The organism is Streptomyces sp. NPDC056160 (assembly GCF_042268205.1).
In the GTDB taxonomy this organism is placed as follows: domain Bacteria; phylum Actinomycetota; class Actinomycetes; order Streptomycetales; family Streptomycetaceae; genus Streptomyces.
The window spans coordinates 60034-78508 of record NZ_JBHJUW010000030.1 but is presented as its reverse complement, the minus strand read 5'-3'; the positions used below and the strand labels follow the sequence as shown (position 1 = coordinate 78508).

22 protein-coding genes and 1 pseudogene are annotated in these 18475 nt (G+C 74.8%); 8 read left to right on the top strand and 15 right to left on the bottom strand.

The window, feature by feature from the left end; genetic code table 11:
- Positions 1-33 precede the first annotated feature (33 nt).
- Positions 34-510, bottom strand: a pseudogene (locus tag ACFC02_RS14285) (phage holin family protein); the annotation flags it as partial.
- 125 nt (positions 511-635) lie between these two features.
- On the bottom strand, positions 636-1073 hold the full coding sequence (locus ACFC02_RS14280; RefSeq protein ID WP_376356314.1) for a hypothetical protein: 438 nt from the start codon (positions 1071-1073) through the stop codon (positions 636-638).
- Between the two features lie 85 nt (positions 1074-1158).
- Here ACFC02_RS14280 and ACFC02_RS14275 point away from each other — a divergent pair, with 85 nt between their 5' ends.
- Both ACFC02_RS14275 and ACFC02_RS14270 read left to right on the top strand, forming a co-directional pair.
- Entirely contained in the window at positions 1159-1932 is a 774-nt protein-coding gene (locus ACFC02_RS14275) for an MBL fold metallo-hydrolase (protein ID WP_376356312.1), read from the top strand.
- Positions 1929-2570 carry a DedA family protein gene (locus ACFC02_RS14270; protein WP_376356310.1) on the top strand — a complete coding sequence of 214 codons (642 nt, stop codon included), beginning with the start codon at positions 1929-1931 and terminating at the stop codon, positions 2568-2570. Before ACFC02_RS14275 ends, ACFC02_RS14270 begins: the two co-directional genes overlap by 4 nt.
- Before the next feature lie 41 nt (positions 2571-2611).
- Here ACFC02_RS14270 and ACFC02_RS14265 read toward each other — a convergent pair whose 3' ends face one another.
- From ACFC02_RS14265 to ACFC02_RS14255, 3 genes are all read right to left on the bottom strand, one after another.
- Complete coding sequence (locus tag ACFC02_RS14265; protein ID WP_376356308.1) at positions 2612-3697, bottom strand: MBL fold metallo-hydrolase; 1086 nt, start codon at positions 3695-3697, stop codon at positions 2612-2614.
- Positions 3694-4944 carry an aminotransferase class I/II-fold pyridoxal phosphate-dependent enzyme gene (locus ACFC02_RS14260; protein ID WP_376356306.1) on the bottom strand — a complete coding sequence of 417 codons (1251 nt, stop codon included), beginning with the start codon at positions 4942-4944 and terminating at the stop codon, positions 3694-3696. The genes ACFC02_RS14265 and ACFC02_RS14260 overlap by 4 nt, the downstream gene beginning before the upstream one ends.
- A 291-nt stretch (positions 4945-5235) precedes the next feature.
- Positions 5236-6132: a hypothetical protein gene (locus tag ACFC02_RS14255; protein ID WP_376356304.1), complete on the bottom strand. Its 897-nt coding sequence runs from the start codon at positions 6130-6132 to the stop codon at positions 5236-5238.
- 425 nt (positions 6133-6557) lie between these two features.
- Between ACFC02_RS14255 and ACFC02_RS14250 the strand changes: the two genes are divergently transcribed.
- Both ACFC02_RS14250 and ACFC02_RS14245 read left to right on the top strand, forming a co-directional pair.
- Positions 6558-6959 carry a DUF2795 domain-containing protein gene (locus ACFC02_RS14250; RefSeq protein ID WP_376356302.1) on the top strand — a complete coding sequence of 134 codons (402 nt, stop codon included), beginning with the start codon at positions 6558-6560 and terminating at the stop codon, positions 6957-6959.
- 94 nt (positions 6960-7053) lie between these two features.
- The gene (locus ACFC02_RS14245; RefSeq protein ID WP_376356300.1) at positions 7054-7596 is read left to right on the top strand and encodes a type 1 glutamine amidotransferase domain-containing protein; all 543 of its coding nucleotides are present in this window, start codon (positions 7054-7056) and stop codon (positions 7594-7596) included.
- 164 nt (positions 7597-7760) lie between these two features.
- Here the strand turns inward: ACFC02_RS14245 and ACFC02_RS14240 are convergent, their stop codons facing one another.
- On the bottom strand, positions 7761-8039 hold the full coding sequence (locus ACFC02_RS14240) for a DUF6158 family protein (protein WP_360964609.1): 279 nt from the start codon (positions 8037-8039) through the stop codon (positions 7761-7763).
- 57 nt (positions 8040-8096) lie between these two features.
- On the opposite strand from ACFC02_RS14240, the gene ACFC02_RS14235 reads away from it, so the two are divergent.
- Entirely contained in the window at positions 8097-9215 is a 1119-nt protein-coding gene (locus ACFC02_RS14235; RefSeq protein WP_376356298.1) for a Vms1/Ankzf1 family peptidyl-tRNA hydrolase, read from the top strand.
- Positions 9216-9255: 40 nt separating this feature from the next.
- On the opposite strand, the gene ACFC02_RS14230 is transcribed toward ACFC02_RS14235, so the two are convergent.
- Positions 9256-10875, bottom strand: a complete 1620-nt coding sequence (locus ACFC02_RS14230) for an ABC-F family ATP-binding cassette domain-containing protein (RefSeq protein WP_376356296.1) — start codon at positions 10873-10875, stop codon at positions 9256-9258.
- Positions 10876-11016: 141 nt separating this feature from the next.
- Entirely contained in the window at positions 11017-11676 is a 660-nt protein-coding gene (locus ACFC02_RS14225; protein WP_376356294.1) for a histidine phosphatase family protein, read from the bottom strand.
- A 98-nt stretch (positions 11677-11774) separates the two neighbouring features.
- On the opposite strand from ACFC02_RS14225, the gene ACFC02_RS14220 reads away from it, so the two are divergent.
- From ACFC02_RS14220 to ACFC02_RS14210, 3 genes are all read left to right on the top strand, one after another.
- Complete coding sequence (locus tag ACFC02_RS14220; RefSeq protein WP_376356292.1) at positions 11775-13280, top strand: bifunctional phosphatase PAP2/diacylglycerol kinase family protein; 1506 nt, start codon at positions 11775-11777, stop codon at positions 13278-13280.
- A gap of 151 nt (positions 13281-13431) precedes the next feature.
- Positions 13432-14274 (top strand): class I SAM-dependent methyltransferase, encoded by an 843-nt coding sequence (locus ACFC02_RS14215; RefSeq protein WP_376356290.1) that lies wholly within the window; start codon positions 13432-13434, stop codon positions 14272-14274.
- Between the two features lie 39 nt (positions 14275-14313).
- A complete protein-coding gene (locus ACFC02_RS14210) occupies positions 14314-14484 on the top strand; it encodes a hydrophobic protein (protein ID WP_360964626.1) in 171 nt (56 codons plus the stop codon).
- Positions 14485-14527: 43 nt separating this feature from the next.
- Here ACFC02_RS14210 and ACFC02_RS14205 read toward each other — a convergent pair whose 3' ends face one another.
- Genes ACFC02_RS14205 through ACFC02_RS14175 form a run of 7 tightly spaced genes read right to left on the bottom strand, consistent with a single transcriptional unit; the run spans position 14528 to position 18475 of the window.
- Positions 14528-14809, bottom strand: a complete 282-nt coding sequence (locus ACFC02_RS14205) for a gas vesicle protein K (protein ID WP_189706113.1) — start codon at positions 14807-14809, stop codon at positions 14528-14530.
- Positions 14806-15003 (bottom strand): gas vesicle protein, encoded by a 198-nt coding sequence (locus tag ACFC02_RS14200; protein WP_360964629.1) that lies wholly within the window; start codon positions 15001-15003, stop codon positions 14806-14808. Before ACFC02_RS14200 ends, ACFC02_RS14205 begins: the two co-directional genes overlap by 4 nt.
- Positions 15000-15848 carry a GvpL/GvpF family gas vesicle protein gene (locus ACFC02_RS14195; RefSeq protein ID WP_376356287.1) on the bottom strand — a complete coding sequence of 283 codons (849 nt, stop codon included), beginning with the start codon at positions 15846-15848 and terminating at the stop codon, positions 15000-15002. Before ACFC02_RS14195 ends, ACFC02_RS14200 begins: the two co-directional genes overlap by 4 nt.
- Positions 15845-16237, bottom strand: coding sequence for a gas vesicle protein (locus ACFC02_RS14190; RefSeq protein WP_376356286.1), 393 nt, complete (start codon positions 16235-16237; stop codon positions 15845-15847). The genes ACFC02_RS14195 and ACFC02_RS14190 overlap by 4 nt, the downstream gene beginning before the upstream one ends.
- The gene (locus ACFC02_RS14185) at positions 16234-17379 is read right to left on the bottom strand and encodes an SRPBCC family protein (RefSeq protein ID WP_376356284.1); all 1146 of its coding nucleotides are present in this window, start codon (positions 17377-17379) and stop codon (positions 16234-16236) included. The genes ACFC02_RS14190 and ACFC02_RS14185 overlap by 4 nt, the downstream gene beginning before the upstream one ends.
- The gene (locus ACFC02_RS14180) at positions 17376-18215 is read right to left on the bottom strand and encodes a hypothetical protein (RefSeq protein ID WP_376356282.1); all 840 of its coding nucleotides are present in this window, start codon (positions 18213-18215) and stop codon (positions 17376-17378) included. The genes ACFC02_RS14185 and ACFC02_RS14180 overlap by 4 nt, the downstream gene beginning before the upstream one ends.
- Positions 18212-18475 (bottom strand): gas vesicle protein GvpG, encoded by a 264-nt coding sequence (locus ACFC02_RS14175; protein ID WP_360964642.1) that lies wholly within the window; start codon positions 18473-18475, stop codon positions 18212-18214. Before ACFC02_RS14175 ends, ACFC02_RS14180 begins: the two co-directional genes overlap by 4 nt.

Below are 18475 nucleotides of genomic sequence, written 5' to 3'. Positions count from 1 at the left end.
CAGCTCGACGACAAAAGTAAAAATCTACACCGAGCAGGGCGGCTGCCGTCTGCGGCGGCGGTCGGCGAGCCGGTGCAGCCGCCGCCGGTAGGCCTCGTCGTCGCGGACGGCGAGGGCGCCGCCGGTCGCGGAGGCGACCGCCGACATCACCGCGGCCACGATCACCGCGGTCTCGGGGGCCGCCTGCGGGTGCCCGGAGGGGTTGACGCGCAGGGCGAGCAGGAGGAGCGAGCCGTTGAGGAAGAAGACCAGCAGCCCGAGGACGAGCGCCGGCACGAGGAGCAGCAGCCGGACCAGGAGCGGCCAGACGACGGCCGACAGGACACCGAAGGCGCCGGCGCCGAGGGCCGCGGTCACGGCGACGGTGGTGGCGCTGTCACCGTCGGCGGACTGGAGCTGGAAGTCCGGCAGGATCCCGGCGAGCACCAGCATCGTGGCCGTGGAGACGGCCCACACCGTGATACTCCGTCCCGCCTGACTGGCGACCCGCCGCCACCACCCGCCTCGCACGCCCGCACACCTCACGTCCCGGCCCGGTCGTCCGCACGGGCCCGCTCCAGCTTGTCACACGCCCGGCCCGGCCCGGCGGGCCTGTGGACAGCCGTGGAACAGGAGGGGTGGGAGGGGGCGGGGGCTCACCTGCCGTCGTAGCCCGCGGTGGGCATGGAGAGGCGGCGGTGCACGCAGGCCTTCATCTGGGCGTCGTAGGACGGCTCGGCGCGGCCCACCGTCTCCACGCGCACGCCGCGTCGCGCGCACTCCGCGGTGAACTCCTCCACCGAGGACAGCGCCCGCTCCAGCACCCGGCGGCTGGGGGCGACGAACAGGTCGATGCCCGGCCGGACCCCGTCCCACAGGGCGCTGTGGTCGATGCGCAGGCCCCGTACGAGGAGCTCGCGCGCGATCACGTAGCCGTGCTCGGCCGCCCAGCGGGCGCACATCGCGTGCTGGCCGCGGGAGTCCACGAGGAAGGGGTCCTCGTTCAGCTCCTCCAGGGGCGTCAGGCTGGCGATCGCCGTCACGCGGACCGGCGTCGCGCCGGCCTGGCCGCGGGCGTCCCGCACATGTCCCATGGAGTCTCCCTCACCTCCGGGTTCTGGCCGCCGACACTACCCCTGCACGTAGGCTCAGGGGGAGTCGCGCGAAGGAGGCAAAGAAGTGCCGGTGGAGATCACCTGGTGGGGTCACGCGACGTGCACGGTCGAGGATTCGGGCGTGCGTGTGCTGACCGATCCGCTGTTCGCCCGCCGCCTCGCGCACCTGCGGCGCCGGCGCGGGGCGCTGCCGCCGCCGGACGCCTGGCACGCGGACGTGGCGCTCGTCTCCCACCTGCACGCGGACCATCTGCACGTCCCCTCGCTGGCGCGGCTCGCCCCGGGCACCCGGCTGCTGGTGCCGCGCGGCGCGCCACGGGCGGTGCCGGGACTGCGCCGGCTCGCCGGGCTGCGGGTGACGGAGGTGACCCCCGGGGACCGGGTGGAGGTCGGCGGGCTCGTCGTCCGGGTGGTGCCCGCGCGCCACGACGGCCGGCGGCTGCCGGTCGGGCCGCACCGCTCACCGGCACTCGGCTACGTCGTCGAGGGCGCCGCCCGGACGTACTTCGCCGGGGACACCGGCCTGTTCGAGACGATGGCCGAAGAGGTCGGGCCGGTGGACGTCGCGCTGCTGCCGGTGGGCGGCTGGGGGCCGTACCTCGGTGAGGGGCACCTGGACGCCGGGCGGGCGGCGCAGGCGCTGGCCCGGCTCGCGCCGCACAGCGCCGTACCGGTGCACTACGGCACGTACTGGCCGATCGGGATGGACGCCGTGCGCCCCCATGAGTTCCATGCGCCGGGTGAGGAGTTCGTGCGCCATGCGGCGCTGCGTGCGCCGGGTGTGGCGGTGCACCGGCTCGGGCACGGGGAGAGTGCGCGGCTGGAGGTCGCCCGGTGATACGGCTCGCCGCCGCCGTGACGACGGTGGTGCCGCCGGAGTCCACGCAGCAGGCGCTCGGTTATCCGTCGCTGTTCCTGCTGGTGCTGATCGGCGCGCTGGTGCCGGTGGTGCCGACCGGGGCGCTGGTCAGTTCGGCCGCGGTGGTCGCCGTGCACCAGACGGCGCCGTTCTCGCTGGCGCTGGTGTTCGTGACGGCGTCGCTGGCCGCGTTCCTCGGGGACGCGGCGCTGTACTGGCTGGGGCGGCGGGGGCTCGGCTCGAAGAACGGCTCGCGCTGGCTGGAGGCGATCCGCTCCCGCGCGCCGGAGGACCGGCTCGCGCAGGCACAGGAGAAGCTCGGCGAGCACGGCGTCGCGGTGCTGGTGCTGTCGCGGCTCGTCCCGGCCGGGCGGATACCGGTGATGCTGGCCTGTCTGCTGGCGAAGTGGCCGCTGCGCCGTTTCGCCCGCGGCAACCTGCCCGCCTGCCTGGCCTGGGCGGTGACGTACCAGGTGATCGGCATCCTCGGCGGTTCCCTGTTCCCCGAGCCGTGGGAGGGCGTGGTCGCCGCGATCGGGCTGACGGTGCTGGTCGGTGCGGCCCCCGGCGTGTGGCGCAGGATCCGCCGGTCGGCACCGGCGCACCGGTCGAACTGACCGGCCGGGGCACGTCGCTTCGGGGCGCCGTCGGCCCGGGCTCAGTCCAGCACCCGTGACGCGCCCACCGGGAGGTCCCACAGGTCCTGCCGGGCCAGGCCCGCCTCCGCCCAGGCCGCGCGGACGCGGGTGAGGGGCTCCAGGACCGGTTCGGCGGACAGGACGAACGTGCCCCAGTGCATCGGGGCCATGCGGCGGGCACCGAGGTCGCGGGCGGCCCGGACCGCCTCCTCGGGGTCGCAGTGGACGTCGCTCAGCCACCAGCGGGGGTCGTAGGCGCCGATGGGCAGCAGCGCGAGGTCGATGCCGGGGTAACGGCGGCCGATGCGCGCGAACCAGTGGCCGTAGCCCGTGTCACCGGCGAAATAGACGCGCTGACCGTCGGGAGCGGTGAGGACCCAGCCGCCCCACAGACTGCGGCAGGTGTCGGTGAGGGTGCGCTTGGACCAGTGGTGGGCGGGCACGAAGTCGAACCGGACCCCGGAGAGCTGGGCCGCCTCCCACCAGTCCAGCTCGGTGACGCGGGTGAAGCGCCTGCGGTGGAACCAGCGCCCGAGCCCGGCCGGGGCGAACACGGGGGTGTCGCGCGGGAGCCTGCGCAGGGTCGGGGCGTCCAGGTGGTCGTAGTGGTTGTGGCTGATGACGACGGCGTCGACGCGCGGCAGGGCCTGCCAGGCGACCCCGACGGGGGTGATGCGGGCCGGGGTGCCGACGATGCGGCGCGACCACACCGGGTCGGTCAGCACGGTCAGTCCGCCGATGCGCACGACCCAACTGGCGTGCCCGGCCCAGGTGACGGCGACGGTGCGGCTGTCCACACGGGGCAGCGGGCCCGGCTCGTAGGGCAGCAGGCCGATGTCGGCCAGCCCGTCCTTGCCCGGCCGGACCGCGCCTTCCCGGGCGAAGCGGGCGAGCGCCTTCAGACCGGGCAGCGGGGCGGTGAGCCGGTCGTGGAAGGCGCGCGGCCACACCCGCCGCTCCCACAGCGGCCGCGGTTCGGCCAGCGGCGGGGACGGCGCGGCCGGCGAGGCGAGCGCGGACGGGGCCGCGGCGCCGTCGGCGTCCCGCAGGGGCGCGGCCGCCGGGGCGGCGCAGGGGGGCGTGGTCGGCTCGGACTGCTGCGTCATCGGGGAGGCTCCCATCGCCGGGCGTCGTCACGGAGATCGTCGAAGACGGACCTCAAGGAGGCCAACGCGCGTCGCGGGTACGGCAGTTCCAGCGGCTCGGGGGACAGCAGGCACTGCGCCCGCTCCTCGTCCGTGCCGCCCAGCAGCTCCGCGCCGGCCAGCCGCACCCGCAGCGCGCCGAGGTCGTCGCCGAAACGGTGGCCGCCGGGCGCGCTCAGGCCCAGGCGCGCGCCGAGGAAGTCCTCCAGTTCCTGCGCGTCGCCGACCCCGTGGGCGGCGAGCGCGGGGCGCAGCGGACCGAGGTCGGCGTAGAGGTGGCGGCCGGCCTGGGGCGGCCTGGCCAGCGCGCCCGCGGCGACCACCGCGGCGTACAGGGCGGCGGCCACGCGCGCGTGCAGGCGCACCGTGGCTCTCAGGCGCGCGGTGACGGGCTCGGGTTCGGCCAGGGCGTAGGCGGCAGCGGCGGCGACGGGTTCGGCGAGGCGGGCGTCCAGCGCGGTGAGGATGTCGAGCACGCGCGCGTGGAGGGCGTCGCCGGTGGCGCCGGCCGGGAAGCGGGCGATCGCGGCGGGCCACCCGCCCGGCAGGAAGGCACCGGCGAGGTCGGTGACGACGGTGACCCGTTCGGGCAGCATCTCGGCGGGGCTGAGCAGCACGGTGGCGTGCGGTGCGTGCACGGTGTCGCGCCAGGTCTCGTCGCTGACCAGGTGCAGGCCCTCGCCCGCGGCGGCCTCGACGGTCTCGTGCAGCACCTCCGGCGGTGCGACGGTGGCGGTCGGGTCGTCGGCGACGGACAGCACCAGCAGCCGCGGGTCGCCGCCCTCGGCGCGGACCCTGCGTACGGTCTCCAGCAGGGCGTAGGGGTCGGGTACGCCGCCGCACTCGGCCGGTGTCACGACGGGGAAGGCGGGTCTGCCGAGCAGCCGTGCGTACGGTGCCCACCAGGCCGCGCAGGGCCGGGGCACGAGGACGTCGCCGCCCAGCGCGGCGGTCAGGGAGAGCAGCAGGGCGGGGGCGCCGGGCGCGGCGGCCACCCGGTCGGGCCTGGTGGCGAGCCCGCGTCGCAGCCAGTAGCCGGCCGCCGCGTCCAGGAGCGCCCTACCGCCGCCGACGGGGCGGTCCGGGCGGCGTCCCGCGGCGGCGGCGAGCGCGGCGGACAGTTCGGGGAGCAGCGGCAGCCCGTCGTCCGGCAGGGCGGACGGCCCGTAGCGGACGGGTCCGTGGCCTTCGGGGGCCGTCCGCCGCATGGGTACCTCCGCGCAGTTCCTGGTGCCGTGCCGTGCCGTCGCCGAGCCGTTCGGGGACGGGCGCCCTGCGCCGGGCCCGACGCGGGTCCGTCCGCGCCGGCGCCCCGGGGCGGTCGGTCGCCCGCTTCCGCCGATCGTGCGGTGGGCCCCGCGGTCGGTGCGGCGGCGCCGGTCGCCACCGGGGTCCCGGCGTGCGGGTACCCCGGCCGGCGGTGTTCCATGACCGCCGGGCCGGGTCGCCGGGGGCGCGGGTGGCCACGGCCGCGGACCCATGCGCTGTCCCGGGCCCGGTCAGCCGTCCGCTCTCCTGTGCCGCCACATCCGGTGCGCGGCGCCGCAGAGCGCGAGGGCGATGAGGGCGCCGCCGCCGATCAGTGCGGGCAGGGACGCGGTGAGGGAGCCGCCGGTGCCGGCCTGCACGCCGTGCTCGGCGGCCGTACCCGGGCAGTCCCCGCCGCCCGCCCTGTCTCCCGCTGCGCCACCCGCTCCCGCTGCGCCACCCGCACGGTCGCCGCAGGCGGAGCCGGAGTCGTGGGTGGCCGGGTCGCGGGGGGCCGAGTCGCGAGCGGCGGGGTCGCGGGTGGCCGGACCGCGCGTGGCCTCGCCCGGGGCGGGCGTGCGCGCCGGCGAGGCGTGCGTCGCCTGGTCGCGGCCGGAGGCGGCCGAGGGGGTGTCGCGAGAGGGCCCGGAGGAGGACCCGCGGGTGGGATCGTACGAGGAGATACCGCCGGCGGGGCGGTCCTGGAGGAGGGCCGGGGAGGAGGCACCGACGGCCGGGTCGTGGGCGAGCGCGTCCTGCAGCAGGGGGTCCTCGGCGGGGTCGAGGAGTACGTCGCCGCCTGGGCCGGAGGCGCGTGGCGCCGGGCCGGGGAGGGCGGGCCCGGCGGGTGCGTCACCCGGGGCGGGGTCGGCGGGAAACCCGGGGAGGCCGTCGCCGGGTACCGGGCCCGGTCCCGGTTCCGCCGCGCCGGGGCCCCGTCGCTCCGTGGCACGGACGGCGCCGTCCGCGCGCATCTTGCCCTCGGGACCTGCGGTCGGGAGCCGCCCGAGGGCGTCGGCGAGGGGGCCGGCGAGCGTCGCGGGGCGGTCCGCCGCCGGGGCGGCCGCGACGGCCGACGCGCCGGAGCCCGCTATGAGGCCGGCCAGGGCGACGGCGGACAGGGCGCGGGGGGCGGCGGTACGGCGCATGGGCGGGACTCCTCGGACCGGCGGACGGACGGCGGACGGCACATCGCGCGTGCCTTCCCCGCCATCACAGCCCCCGCGGTCACGGGCCGCGCGCGGCCGAGCCCCATTCGCGGGAAACCGGGGGCCTATCGGGTGACGGCCGGCCGCCCCCGCAGCCACTCCCCCTCCCGGCCCCGCACCCGCCCGAGCGATCCCGCCGCCGTCGCGCCACCGCCCGGGCAGTCGCCGTACGACCGCACCCGCCGGCCCGCACGGACCACCGCCCCGCGGCAGCCGTGGCGCACGCGCCCGAAGCCGTGCTCGAAGCCGGCCGGGCGCCGCACCGGTGTCCGAGTGGAGCAGGGGCCTCATCCGGCGCGGAAAGGCAGTGTCGGTCGCGCGTGCACGGGTACGCGGCAGCCACCCCCGACGATCTGGAGGGAGACATGCAGCGAGGCAGTGACCGGCTGAGTGTCCACCGTGACGACGAGATGAAGCACGAACTGCAGGGACTGCTCCGGTCCGGCCATCCCACGCGGAGCGAGGAGTGGCACGACCCGGAGCCGACCGCCGAGGACGACCCGGAGGTCTGGGGCGGACCGGTGGCCCCGGGCGGTTCCCGGGCCTCCCTGGAGACCGTGCGCCTTGAGCTGGCCAGGATCCTGGGCCGCAGCGCCTTCCCGGCGGGCCCGGCCGAACTGGCCCGCGTGCTGCGCCGCAAGAACGCCCCCGACGCGCTGACCGACGCGCTGGAGCGGTTGCCGCGCAAGGCGCAGTACGCCAACGTCCAGGAACTGGCCAAGGAACTGACCCACACCGAACGGCCCGCCCGCGAGGACCGCGCGTAGGCCCGGGCCGGGCTGACGCGCGCCGGGGGCACCCCCGGCCGACCGCGAACCGCCCTGCCCACGGGCGAGGGCGACGAAAGGACTCCGAACCATCATGCGCATCGCTTTTCTGACCGCACCCGAGGGCGTGGAGCAGGTCGAGCTGACCGAGCCCTGGAAGGCGGTGAAGGACGCCGGGCACGAACCCGTGCTGGTGTCCACGGCGCCGGGCGAGATCCAGGCGTTCGACCACCTGGACAAGGCGGACACGTTCCCGGTCGACGAGGTCGTCGGGAACACCACGGCCGAATCCTTCGGCGCGCTGGTCCTGCCGGGTGGCGTGGCCAACCCGGACTTCCTGCGCACGGACGAGAAGGCCGTGGCGTTCGTGAAGGGCTTCTTCGAGCAGGGCCGCCCCGTCGCGGCGATCTGCCACGCGCCGTGGACCCTGGTCGAGGCCGACGTCCTGCGCGACCGTGTGCTGACGTCCTGGCCGAGCCTGCGCACGGACATCCGCAACGCGGGCGGCACCTGGGTCGACGAGCAGGTGAAGGTGTGCGGGAACGGCCCGAACACGCTGGTCACCAGCCGCAAGCCGGACGACCTGAAGGCGTTCTGCGAGGCGTTCCTCGACGTGTTCGGACAGCGGACCGGCTGAGCGCGCCGCCACGCCGCCACGCCGCACACGTGCCCGCCGGCCCCCGCAGGAAGCGGGCCGGCGGGCACGACGACGTCACGGGCACGACGACGTGTGGAACCGGATGCGGGGCGGAGCCCGGCCGAGCGGCGTGCGGCGGAGCGCGCCGTGCGGCGGGGCGCGGCTCAGGTGCCCGGTGTCGCCGGCCCCCCGCCGCAGCGCTCCCTGGCGCCTTCCCGGGTCCGGCCGGCGGCGACCGGGCGCCGCGGATTGCGGCGCAGGTACTCGCCCTCCAACTGGGCCATGCGGTCGTTGTGCACCCGCAGCGCGTCGTTGGAGCCGTACAGCAGGGTGTCGTGGCGGGTGCGGTGGATGGTCTCCAGCTCCTTCATGAGCTGCTGATCGTCCAGACGGCCCGGGTCGACTCCGGTCATGGTGGTGCCCCGCTCGTCGTGTTCGTCCATGTCCTCCGGGTACCCGCCCGGCGTGCACTGCCACCGAACGGCACCCGGGAGGGAGCCATGGATCTCGCGTTTCTGCATCCACTGTACGAACACCCGGGTCCCTGGGCCTCCGTGTACGTGGACACCTCCCGGCCCGCGCAGGACACCGCCCGCGAGCTGCACCTGACGGCCCGGGCAATGGCGCGGGAGCTGGCGCAGCGGGGCGCCGACGAGGCGACCTGCCGCGCCGTCCGGGACGCGATCGAGGAGCTGCGGCACTCCCCCGACCCGCACGGGCGGGCCTTCTTCGCGCGGGGCGGGGCGGTCGTCCTCGACCCGCGCCTGGCGCGTCCGCCGCAGGGCGGCAGCCGGGCCGAGTGGGGTCCGCTGCCGCGGGTGGGGCCGCTGCTGGACCTGGCGGGCGAGGACCCGGTCGCGATCGTGGCCTATGTCGACCGCAAGGGTGCCGACTTCGAGCTGCGCAGCGCGCTGGGGCGTCGGGAGGCGGGCGCGGTGGTGGGCCGGCAGTGGCCCGTCCACGGCGCCGGCGGCGCCGACTGGTCGGAGCGGCACTTCCAGTTGAAGGTGGAGAACACCTGGGAGCACAACGCCGCCGAGATCGCGGACGCCCTCAGCGTCTGCCAGGAGGAGACGCGGGCCGATCTGCTGATCATGGTCGGTGACCAGCGGGAGCGGCACGAGGTGCGCGGACGGCTGCCCCGGCGGTTGCACGAGCGTGTGGTGGAGGCCACGCACGGCTTCGGCAGCAGGCTGCTGGACGAGGACGTGGAACAGCTGCGCGCCGAGCACGTGCGCGACCGGATCGACGAGGAGCTGGGCCGCTTCCGGGCCGCCCGCTCCCCCGACGAGGAGGGCCGGTCCGGCGCCGTGGAGGGCGTGCCCGCGCTGGTCGAGGCGGCCCGCGAACACGTTCTGGAGGAGCTGCTGATCCGGCCCGAGGCGGCGGACGCCCACCGTGAGGTGTGGATCGGCGAGGACCCGGACCAGCTGGCCGCGCGCCGTACGGAGCTGAAGGCGCTCGGCGAGCGGCACTCCTGGTCGACGCGGGCCGACGACGCACTGATCCGCTCCGCGGTCGCCACGGACGCCGCCGCCCTGTCGCTGGCCCCGGTGGCGCCCCTGACGGAGGACGACGCGCCGACCGGGGGGCTGGGGGCGATCCTGCGCCGCCGGTGAGCGCAGCGTCCGGTGACGCGCGCCGTCGAGCGCTCCGGCGCTACCGTGCCCGTTCCACCCGGCGTTCGTCCCATACCGGCTCGGGGGTCTCGCGGACCCGGCCGTCGCTGCCGAAGACCAGGTAGCGGTCGAAGGAGCGGGCGAACCAGCGGTCGTGGGTGACGGCGAGGACCGTGCCCTCGTAGGCTTCGAGGCCTTCCTGGAGGGCCTCGGCGGACTCCAGGTCGAGGTTGTCGGTGGGCTCGTCCAGGAACAGGGCGGTGACGCCCGCCAGTTCGAGCAGCAGGATCTGGAAGCGGGCCTGCTGGCCGCCGGAGAGCCGGTCGAAGGACTGTTCGGCCTGCCCGGTCAGCTCGTAGCGGCGCAGCCGGGACATGGCGGCGCCCCGGTCCTGCGCGTGCTGTGCCCACAGGATGTCCAGGAGGGTGCGGCCCTCCAGCTCCGGGTGGGCGTGGGTCTGGGCGAAGTGGCCGGGCACGACGCGGGCGCCGAGCTTCCACGCGCCCGTGTGCGCCACGTCCCCGCCGGCCAGCAGGCGCAGGAAGTGCGACTTGCCGGAGCCGTTGGAGCCCAGCACGGCGACCCGTTCGCCGTAGAAGACCTCCAGGTCGAACGGTTTCATCAGGCCGGTCAGCTCCAGGCCCTGGCAGGTGACGGCCCGGACGCCGGTGCGGCCGCCGCGCAGCCGCATCCGGATGTCCTGCTCGCGCGGCGGCTCGGGCGGCGGGCCGGCCTCCTCGAACTTGCGCAGCCGGGTCTGGGCGGCCTGGTAGCGGGAGGCCAGTTCATGGCTGACGGTGGCGGCCTGCCGCAGGTTCAGCACCAGCTTCTTGAGCTGGGCGTGCTTCTCGTCCCAGCGTCTGCGCAGCTCCTCGAAGCGCGCGAAACGCTCGCGCCGGGCCTCGTGGTAGGTGGCGAAGCCGCCGCCGTGCACCCAGGCGTCGGCGCCGGCCGGGCCGGGTTCGACGGAGACGATCTTCTGGGCGGCGCGGGCGAGCAGTTCGCGGTCGTGGGAGACGAACAGGACCGTCTTGCGGGTCTCCCCGAGCCGTTCCTCCAGCCAGCGCTTGCCCGGCACGTCGAGGTAGTTGTCGGGCTCGTCCAGCAGCAGGACCTCGTCGGTGCCGCGCAGCAGCGCCTCCAGGACCAGTCGCTTCTGCTCGCCGCCCGACAGGGTCCGCACCTGCCGCCACTGCGCCTTCTCGTAGGGCACGCCGAGCGCGGCCGTGGTGCACATGTCCCACAGCGTCTCGGCCTCGTAGCCGCGGGCCTCGGCCCAGTCGGCGAGCGCCTGGGCGTAGCGCAGCTGGGCGGCCTCGTCGTCGACGGTCATGAGGGCGTGCTCGGCCGCGTCGACGGCGCGCGCGGCCTGCCGGATGCGCGGCGGGGCGACCGACACGAGCAGGTCGCGCACGGTCGTCTCGTCCCGTACGGAACCCACGAACTGCCGCATCACGCCGAGGCCGCCGCTGACGGTGACGGCACCGCCGTGCGGTTTCAGCTCGCCGGAGATCAGGCGCAGCAGGGTCGTCTTGCCCGCTCCGTTGGGCCCGACGAGGGCCACGACGGCGCCCTCGCCCACCCGGAAGGAGACGTCGCCGAGCAGCGCCCTCCCGTCGGGCAGGTAGTACTCCAGGTGCGCCGCTTCCAGATGTCCCATGGTCAGGCATTCTGCTGGCGGTCTCACGACGGCGGCAAACCCTTATCCCCTGTCACCCGTCCCGGCGCCTCGCCCGCCCCCGTGCCCCGCCGCCCCCACGTCCCAGCCCCGTCCCCGCGGCGGGCGCTCACGCGCCGTCGCTCATCCCGCCTCGACGGCCCGTCCCGCCGGGCCGCCCTCGCGCGCTGGGGTCACGACGGCGCCCGCCCACGTCAGCGCCTTCCAGCCGTCGTCGGGCATACCCTCGAGGATCACCACGCCGGTGTTCCGCAGCGGGTGGGCGGCGGCGAAGTCCGCGTCGAGGTTGTGGGCGCGCACCGCGGTCCACAGGCGGATGGCCGCGCCGTGGCTGACCATGGCGACGCTCCGGGCACCGCTGCCCGCGGCCTCGGCGACGACGGCGTCGTACCGGGCCAGTGCCTCGGTGCCGCTCTCGCCGCCCGGCCCCGGCATCCGCAGGTCGCGGGCGCCGTCGGCCCAGGCCAGGACCGTACGCATGTAGCGCCGGCCGCGTTCGGTGCCGCCTGGTTCCCCCTCCAGGTCCCCGGCGGCCAGTTCGCGGATGCCGTCGCGGACGGTCACGTCGAGTCCGCGGGCGGCGGCCAGCGGGGCCGCGGTGAGCTGGGTGCGGACGAGGGTGGAGGCGTAGAGGGCGTCGATGTCCTCGTCGGCGAGTGCCTCGGGCAGCGCGGCGGCCTGCCGGGCGCCGAGTTCGGTCAGGCCTGGCCCCGGGGCGGCGGTGTCCAGCAGGGAGGCGACGTTGGACGGGGTCTCGCCGTGGCGGACGAGGATCAGGCGCATAGGACGTTCCCAGGTGGCTCAGGTGCGGTGTGCCGTGCGCGCACGGCCGCGTACAACCCGCGCACAAGAAACGGCCGCTTCAGGGTAACGGTGCCTGTATGAGCCCTGACGTCGACCTCACCACCCCGGACCACACACCGGGCAACGGTGGCCGCGCCGCCCTGACCCGCCTGCTCGCCGCGGACGCGTGGCTGTTCCGGACGGCGGCCGGACGCCGCTGGCCCGGCGCCGAGCCGGTCCTGCCGCGGCTGAGCCGCAGCGCCAACCACGGTGTGCTGTGGTTCGCTACGGCGGCGGCGGTCGCGGCGACCCGCACGCCGCGCGCCCGCCGCGCCGCCGTGCGGGGCCTGGCCTCGCTGGGTCTGGCCTCGCTGACCGTCAACACGCTCGGCAAGTGGTCGGTGCGCCGCCCGCGGCCCGCCCTGGACCCGGTGCCGCTGGTGCGCCGGCTGGGGCGGCAGCCGATCACCACGTCCTTCCCATCCGGGCACGCCGCCTCCGCGGCCGCCTTCGCGACCGGTGTCGCGCTGGAGTCCCCGGGGTGGGGCGCGGCGGTGGCCCCGCTGGCCTTCTCGGTGGCGGCCTCCCGCGTCTACACCGGCGTCCACTTCCCGAGCGACGTGGTGGCGGGCGCGGCCCTCGGCGCGGGGGCCGCGTTCGCCGTACGGGCGCTGGTGCCGGCGCGGGCCCAGATCGTGCCGCCGGCCCGGCCGCGGGCCGACGTGCCGGCGCTGCCGGAGGGCGAGGGTCTGGTGCTCGTGGCCAACAACGCCTCCGGCACCGCGGAGCGGGCCCGCGCGCTGCGGGACACGCTGCCGAAGGCGGAGGTCGTCGAGTGCGCACCGGACGAGGTCCCGGCCGCGCTGGAGGAGGCCGCCGGCCGGGCCCGGGTGCTCGGCGTGTGCGGCGGCGACGGCACGGTGAACGCGGCCGCCGAGGTCGCCCTGCGCCACGGCCTGCCGCTGGCCGTGCTGCCCGGGGGCACGCTCAACCACTTCGCGTACGACCTGGGGGTGGAGGACGCCCGGGACCTGGGCCGGGCCCTGGAGCAGGGGCACGGCGTACGGGTGGACGTGGGCCGTTTCAGCTCCGCGCGCGGGCAGGGCGTCTTCCTGAACACCTTCAGCCTCGGCGTGTACCCGGAGCTGGTGCGCGAGCGCGAGCGCTGGACGGAGCGGATCGGCGGCTGGCCGGCCGGGGTGCTGGCGGCGGTGCGGGTCCTGCGCGCGGACCGTCATCCGGTGGAGGCTGAGGTGCAGGGCCGCCGCCGCCCGCTGTGGCTGCTGTTCGCCGGCAACGGCACGTACCACCGCATGGGGCTCGCGCCGGGCCGCCGAATGGACCTGGCCGACGGGATGCTCGACGTCCGGGTGGTGCACGGGGGCCGCAGGCCGGCCCTGCGCCTGCTGTCGGCCGCGTTCGCGGGCCCGCTGACCCGCTCCCCCGCCCATGCGGCCGTCCAGCTGCCCCGGCTGCGCCTGAACGGCCTGGCACCGGGCACGCTCCTCGCCTACGACGGTGAGGTCACGGAGGTCGAGGGCGAGGTGCGGCTGGAGAAGCTGCCCGGGGCCCTGACGGTGTACCGGCCGCTGCCGGACGCGTGAGCCGACCCGGTCACCACTCCGCCGCCTGACATACCGTCAGTCCACATGGCAATACAGCGATCTCATCATTCGGCATACGCGCGTACCGTGATCCGTACCGCCCCGGGGCCGTGCGGCCCCACGGGGGCAGGGGACGAGAAGGGGTACCGCCATGCCGAAACCGCAGGAGAAGGCCGTCTACACGCACGGGCACCACGAGTCCGTGCTGCGTTCGCACACCTGGCGCACCGCCGCCAACTCGGCGGCCTACCTGCTCGGCTCGCTCAAGCCCCACATGAAGATCCTGGACATCGGCTGCGGGCCCGGCACCATCACCGCCGACCTGGCGGAACTCGTGCCGGACGGGCACGTCACCGGCGTCGACCGGGCGCCGGGCGTGCTGGAGCAGGCCCGCGCCACGGCGGCCGGGCGGGGACTGGACAACGTCGACTTCGCGGTGGCCGACGTGCACGCGCTGGACTACCCGGACGACACGTTCTGCGTGGTCCACGCCCACCAGGTGCTCCAGCACGTCGGCGACCCCGTGCGGGCCCTGCGCGAGATGCGGCGGGTGACGAAGCCCGGCGGGTTCGTCGCGGTCAGGGACGCCGACTACGCGGCGATGACCTGGTACCCGCAGGTGCCGGGGCTGGACGACTGGCTGGAGCTGTACCGGCGGGTGGCCCGGGCCAACGGCGGCGAGCCGGACGCCGGGCGCCGGCTGCGCTCCTGGGCGCTGCGGGCCGGCTTCACGCTCAGCGCCGTCACGGCCGGCTCCAGCACCTGGACGTACACCACCGCCCAGGAGCGCGCGTGGTGGAGCGGGCTGTGGGCCGACCGCACGCTGGCGTCCGCCTACGCCGAGCGGGCCACCGCGGGCGGCCACGCCACCGAGGAGCGGCTGCGGGCCGTCTCCGGGGCGTGGCGCGAGTGGGGCGAGCGGGAGGACGGCTGGTTCGCGGTCCTGCACGGCGAGATCCTGTGCCGCAAGGAGCTGGCCGACGAGCATGCCTGATTCCCGATTTCCGGGAAACCCGGCAAGCAGGAGGTCACGATGGTTCCCATTCTGCTCGTTCTGCTTCTCGCGATCGTCCTCTTCGGGATCGGCTTCGCCGTGAAGGTCCTGTGGTGGATAGCACTGGCAGTACTCGTCATCTGGCTGCTCGGCTTCCTGGTCCGCGGAACGTCCGCGTCCGGTGGCCGGGGCCGCTGGTACAGGTGGTAAAGGGAAAACCGGCAGTCAAGGGGAATGAGGACAAGGGTTTTCCTCATTCCCGGGGAAGCAGCGGTCCCAGCGGCCCGAGGTCCAGATTCAGGTCCTCGGGCCGCAGGCCGTAGCGGTCGCGCAGCTCCGCCATGCGGTCCTCCAGGAGCATCAGCGTCAGGCCGATCCGTTCCTCCTGCTCCTCGGTGAGGTCGCCCACGTCGAAGCGGCGCAGCGCCTGCCGCTCCATGAGCTGGCGCAGCAGTTCGACCACCGTGAGGACGAGCTTCACAAGGTCGCGCTCCACCGTGTCGGGTTCGAGTTCGAGACGCTTGCGCGCGGTCACGAGGGCTCCTTGAGGATCTCGAAAGGCGAGGGCACTTGTGCGTTCACCGAGCTGATCAGCGCGTTCAGGTCGATGCGGACGAGGTCGACGTCGGCGATGCGCAGGGTGAGGTCGCCCGTGATCACGACCCCGCCGGCCAGCAGCCGGTCGAGCAGGTCGACCAGGGCGACCTCACGCCGTTCGACGACCGTCATGTCCGCTCCTTCGACGACGGCGGTACGGCTGTGCCCCCCGCGCTTTCCTCTCCGCCTTCCTCCGCGCCGCCTGGGCTTTCCTCCGGGTTCTCCCCGGCGAAGGAGTACGCCGCCCAGGGCCCCGTGAGTTCCACGCGCAGCCCCGGTGCGTCGTCCTTGGTGCGGTCCACCAGTTCCACGAACTCCTCTGAATGGGCGCGCGGCACCAGATAGGCCGCGTTGAGTACGTTGCGCCCGGTGGCACCGGAGAGCGCGGGGTTCTGCGGGGCGTGCAGCCGGGACTCCTCGGCGAACGCCGAGAGTCTCGCGTGCAGCCGGGACGCGAACGTCTCGGCACGCTCCCACAGGTCCTCGTGCGCGCGGGTCTGCAGGCGGCGCCGGCGCAGGTAGTCACGGCCGGACGCGGGCTTCTGCGCCGGCCCGGAGGCCGCCGCCTCCTCGGACCGCTCGGGCTCCAGATACACCTTGACGCCCCACTCCACCCGGCCCTGGAGGCGCTCCAGGGCCCGGCGGAAGTGCTCCTCGCGGGACTCGATCATCGCGCGCACCCCGCTGTCGTCCCGGAAGACGGTGGCCAGCCGGAGCGGCAGCGGGGTCGTGACGACGGTGAGGGCGTCGATGACGCCCTGATGGGCACGGGCGGTCGCGGCGAGCCAGTCCAGGTCCTCCAGCCGGGCGCGCAGCGCCTCCTCGGAGAAGTCACGCTCCGGTACCTCGCTGACGACGGCGACCAGGCCGTGGTGGGCCAGCGGTTTGGCCGGGGCGCCCGCGACGCCGGTCAGCTGCACCTGCAAGGGTGCCCCGAGGGGGCGGCAGACGGCGTAGACGTACCGCAGTCCGGTCATGGTGCCTCCTTCGGGGCCGTACGGTCCGCACGGTCGGTACGGTCGCTGCGGCCTGTGGTGCCCGCGCTCGTGCCCCGGCCCTGCTCCAGCTCCTCCAACCGGGCCAGCCGCTCCCGCAACTCGGCGTTCTCCCGCGCGAGTTCGTCACGGCGTGCCCGGGAGGAGAGGGCGGGGTCGCTCTCCCACCAGTCGATGCCCATCTCCTTGGCCTTGTCGACCGAGGCGACGACGAGCCGGAGCTTGATCGTGAGCAGTTCGATGTCGAGCAGGTTGATCCGGATGTCACCGGCGATGACGACGCCCTTGTCGAGCACCCGCTCCAGGATGTCGGCGAGATTGGATCCACTGCTCGGGCCGTACGGATCCGGCAGCCTGCTCGGCATCGTCATCGACGGCTCCCGCCCTCGGCGTACTCGTACTCGGCCTCGTCCTCGTCGTCCTCGGGCTCCTCGTCGTCCTCGTACTCGCCCTCCTCGTCGTAGGGCTCGTCCTCGTCCTCTTCCTCGGCCTCCTCGCCGTTCCCGTCCTCGTCGTCGTCCTCGTACTCGTCCTCCGCCTCCTCGCCGTTCTCCTCCTCGTCGCCGTCCTCGTCCTCGTACTCGTCCTCCGGCTCCTCGCCGCCGTTCTCCTCTTCCTCTTCCTCCGCGACCGCGTCCTCGTGGCTGCGGACGACCTCGCCCTCGCGGATCTCGCCGCGCCAGCCCTCGTCCGCCTCGCCCTTGAGAGTGATGAAACGGGCGAAGTTCTTCAGGTCGAGCCGGACCCGGCGGCCCTGCGACCGCCAGATGTTGCCGGTCTTCTCGAACAGGCCACTGGGGTAGTACTCGATGACGAGCAGGACGCGGGTGAGGTCGTCGTCCAGGCGGTGGAAGGACACGACGCCCTTCGTGGTGCCCTTGGCGCCCTCCGAGGTCCACTGGATGCGGTAGTCGGCGATCTGTTCGGTGGTGTGGGCCTTCCAGCTGCGGCTGGACCAGAAGATCTTCGCCTGCCAGTCGGAGTGGGTGTCGTCGGCGCGGCTCGCGCTCTTGACCCCCTTGGCGAAGGTGCTGAAGTCCTGGAACCGGGTCCACTGGTCGTAGGCCGTGCGCCGGGAGACGCCGACGTCGATGGACTCGATGATGACGGTGGGCTTGTTGCCGCCGCCGCTCTTGCGGGAGCCCTTGCCACCGCCGCCGAGGCCCTTGAACGCACCCATCACCTTGTCCTTGGCGTGCGAGGCGCCGACCTCCAGCGCGGAGCGCACCGGCCCCTTGCCCTCGGCCAGCTTCCGGCCGCCTTCGAGGGCCAGTTTCGCGAAGCCCGGGCTGTTGCCCTCGGCGATGTCGTTGAGCTTCCCGGTGGTCTCGCCGAGCTTGCGGCCGAAACCGGCGAGCAGCCGCTCGGCCTGGGCGGAGAGATACTCCTGCGCCTCCTCCTTGAGCCGGTCGGCGGCCTCGCTGTGGGCCAGGTCGCTCAACGGACTGCTCTTGGCCGCTTTGCCCGCCGTCCTGCCCGCGGCGGAGGTCACGGATCCCAGGGCCTCGGTCATCGGTCACCGCCACCCTTCGCCGTCCCGTGGGCCGGCGTCGTCTTCCTGGCCGCCGTCTTCTTGGCGGCTGTCTTCTTGACCGCCGTCTTGCCGGCGGGAGCCTTCTTCGCCGCCTTCCTGGCCGGCGCGCCGGGCTGTGCCTTCTTCACGGCCTTCCGGGCGCCGTGCTCGGCGGTCTTCTTCGCTGGCGCCTTCCCCGCGGCCGCCTTCTTGGCGGGCCTCCTGCCGGGGGGTGCCTTGCGCTCCGTCCGCCCGCGGTCGGACCCGCGGCCCTCACCGGACCTGGAACCCTTGTCCGCGGAACGGGAGCTCTTGTCCCCGTCCGCGGAACGGGAGCCCCTGTCCCCGGCCCCGGAGCCCTCGTCGGCCTCGCGGCCCTCCCGGTCCTCGTACTCGTCCTCGCCCTGGTCCTCGTCCTCCTCCTCGTACCGGTCCTCCTCGTCGGAGCCCTTACGGGAACCGTCCTCGGACTCCGGCCGGCCACCGTCCCCGGCGTCCCGGCCGCCGCCCTGGGGCACGACGCCGGACAGTTCGTCGCGGACCTGCGAGGTGCGCGAGTGCAGCCGGTCGGCGAGCGCGGTCATCTGCCGCTCGACCATCGCCCCGGAGGCCGCCTTGCCGACGCCCCGCAGGTCCTGGCGCAGCTGGTCCCCTATCTCCTTGAACTGAGGGTTGTCCTTCAGCTGCTGGTTGAGCAGGTCGGCGATCGCGCGCGGCCCGAGGTTCAGTTTCTTTCCCGCGACCATGCTGCCGACGGCGAGGGCGAATTTCGCCTTCTTCGTGCGTCCCAGCAGATAGCCGGCCCCTATCGCGAGGCCGAGTCCCATCCGATTCATCGTGCTGTCCCCTCACCCGTCCCCGCGCCGCCGTGCATGCCGGTCTCCAGCCGGTCCAAAAGCGCGTCCTCCTCGCGGTCGAACTCCTCCTCGGTGATCTCTCCCGCCTCCAGACGCTCCTCCAGCCGTGCGAGTTCGGCCCGTACGGTGGCCGGGTCGTAGTAGATGCGCTCCGCCTCGCGCAGCACCTGTCTGATCGCCCAGGCGCTGCCGCGCGCCGGTGCGAACGGCAGCAGCAGCACCTCCGAGATCAGTCCCAT

Excerpts from the sequence above, each read along its gene's own strand:
- ACFC02_RS14185 (WP_376356284.1), bottom strand. The coding sequence starts at position 17,379 with ATGACCGAGGCCCTGGGATCCGTGACCTCCGCCGCGGGCAGGACGGCG.
- ACFC02_RS14240 (WP_360964609.1), bottom strand. The coding sequence starts at position 8,039 with ATGGACGAACACGACGAGCGGGGCACCACCATGACCGGAGTCGACCCG.
- ACFC02_RS14220 (WP_376356292.1), top strand. The coding sequence starts at position 11,775 with ATGAGCCCTGACGTCGACCTCACCACCCCGGACCACACACCGGGCAAC.
- ACFC02_RS14280 (WP_376356314.1), bottom strand. The coding sequence starts at position 1,073 with ATGGGACATGTGCGGGACGCCCGCGGCCAGGCCGGCGCGACGCCGGTC.
- ACFC02_RS14250 (WP_376356302.1), top strand. The coding sequence starts at position 6,558 with ATGCAGCGAGGCAGTGACCGGCTGAGTGTCCACCGTGACGACGAGATG.
- ACFC02_RS14255 (WP_376356304.1), bottom strand. The coding sequence starts at position 6,132 with ATGCGCCGTACCGCCGCCCCCCGCGCCCTGTCCGCCGTCGCCCTGGCC.
- ACFC02_RS14200 (WP_360964629.1), bottom strand. The coding sequence starts at position 15,003 with ATGACGGTCGTCGAACGGCGTGAGGTCGCCCTGGTCGACCTGCTCGAC.
- ACFC02_RS14195 (WP_376356287.1), bottom strand. The coding sequence starts at position 15,848 with ATGACCGGACTGCGGTACGTCTACGCCGTCTGCCGCCCCCTCGGGGCA.
- ACFC02_RS14230 (WP_376356296.1), bottom strand. The coding sequence starts at position 10,875 with ATGGGACATCTGGAAGCGGCGCACCTGGAGTACTACCTGCCCGACGGG.
- ACFC02_RS14245 (WP_376356300.1), top strand. The coding sequence starts at position 7,054 with ATGCGCATCGCTTTTCTGACCGCACCCGAGGGCGTGGAGCAGGTCGAG.
- ACFC02_RS14190 (WP_376356286.1), bottom strand. The coding sequence starts at position 16,237 with ATGACGATGCCGAGCAGGCTGCCGGATCCGTACGGCCCGAGCAGTGGA.
- ACFC02_RS14175 (WP_360964642.1), bottom strand. The coding sequence starts at position 18,475 with ATGGGACTGATCTCGGAGGTGCTGCTGCTGCCGTTCGCACCGGCGCGC.
- ACFC02_RS14210 (WP_360964626.1), top strand. The coding sequence starts at position 14,314 with ATGGTTCCCATTCTGCTCGTTCTGCTTCTCGCGATCGTCCTCTTCGGG.
- ACFC02_RS14235 (WP_376356298.1), top strand. The coding sequence starts at position 8,097 with ATGGATCTCGCGTTTCTGCATCCACTGTACGAACACCCGGGTCCCTGG.
- ACFC02_RS14180 (WP_376356282.1), bottom strand. The coding sequence starts at position 18,215 with ATGAATCGGATGGGACTCGGCCTCGCGATAGGGGCCGGCTATCTGCTG.
- ACFC02_RS14260 (WP_376356306.1), bottom strand. The coding sequence starts at position 4,944 with ATGCGGCGGACGGCCCCCGAAGGCCACGGACCCGTCCGCTACGGGCCG.
- ACFC02_RS14265 (WP_376356308.1), bottom strand. The coding sequence starts at position 3,697 with ATGACGCAGCAGTCCGAGCCGACCACGCCCCCCTGCGCCGCCCCGGCG.
- ACFC02_RS14225 (WP_376356294.1), bottom strand. The coding sequence starts at position 11,676 with ATGCGCCTGATCCTCGTCCGCCACGGCGAGACCCCGTCCAACGTCGCC.
- ACFC02_RS14215 (WP_376356290.1), top strand. The coding sequence starts at position 13,432 with ATGCCGAAACCGCAGGAGAAGGCCGTCTACACGCACGGGCACCACGAG.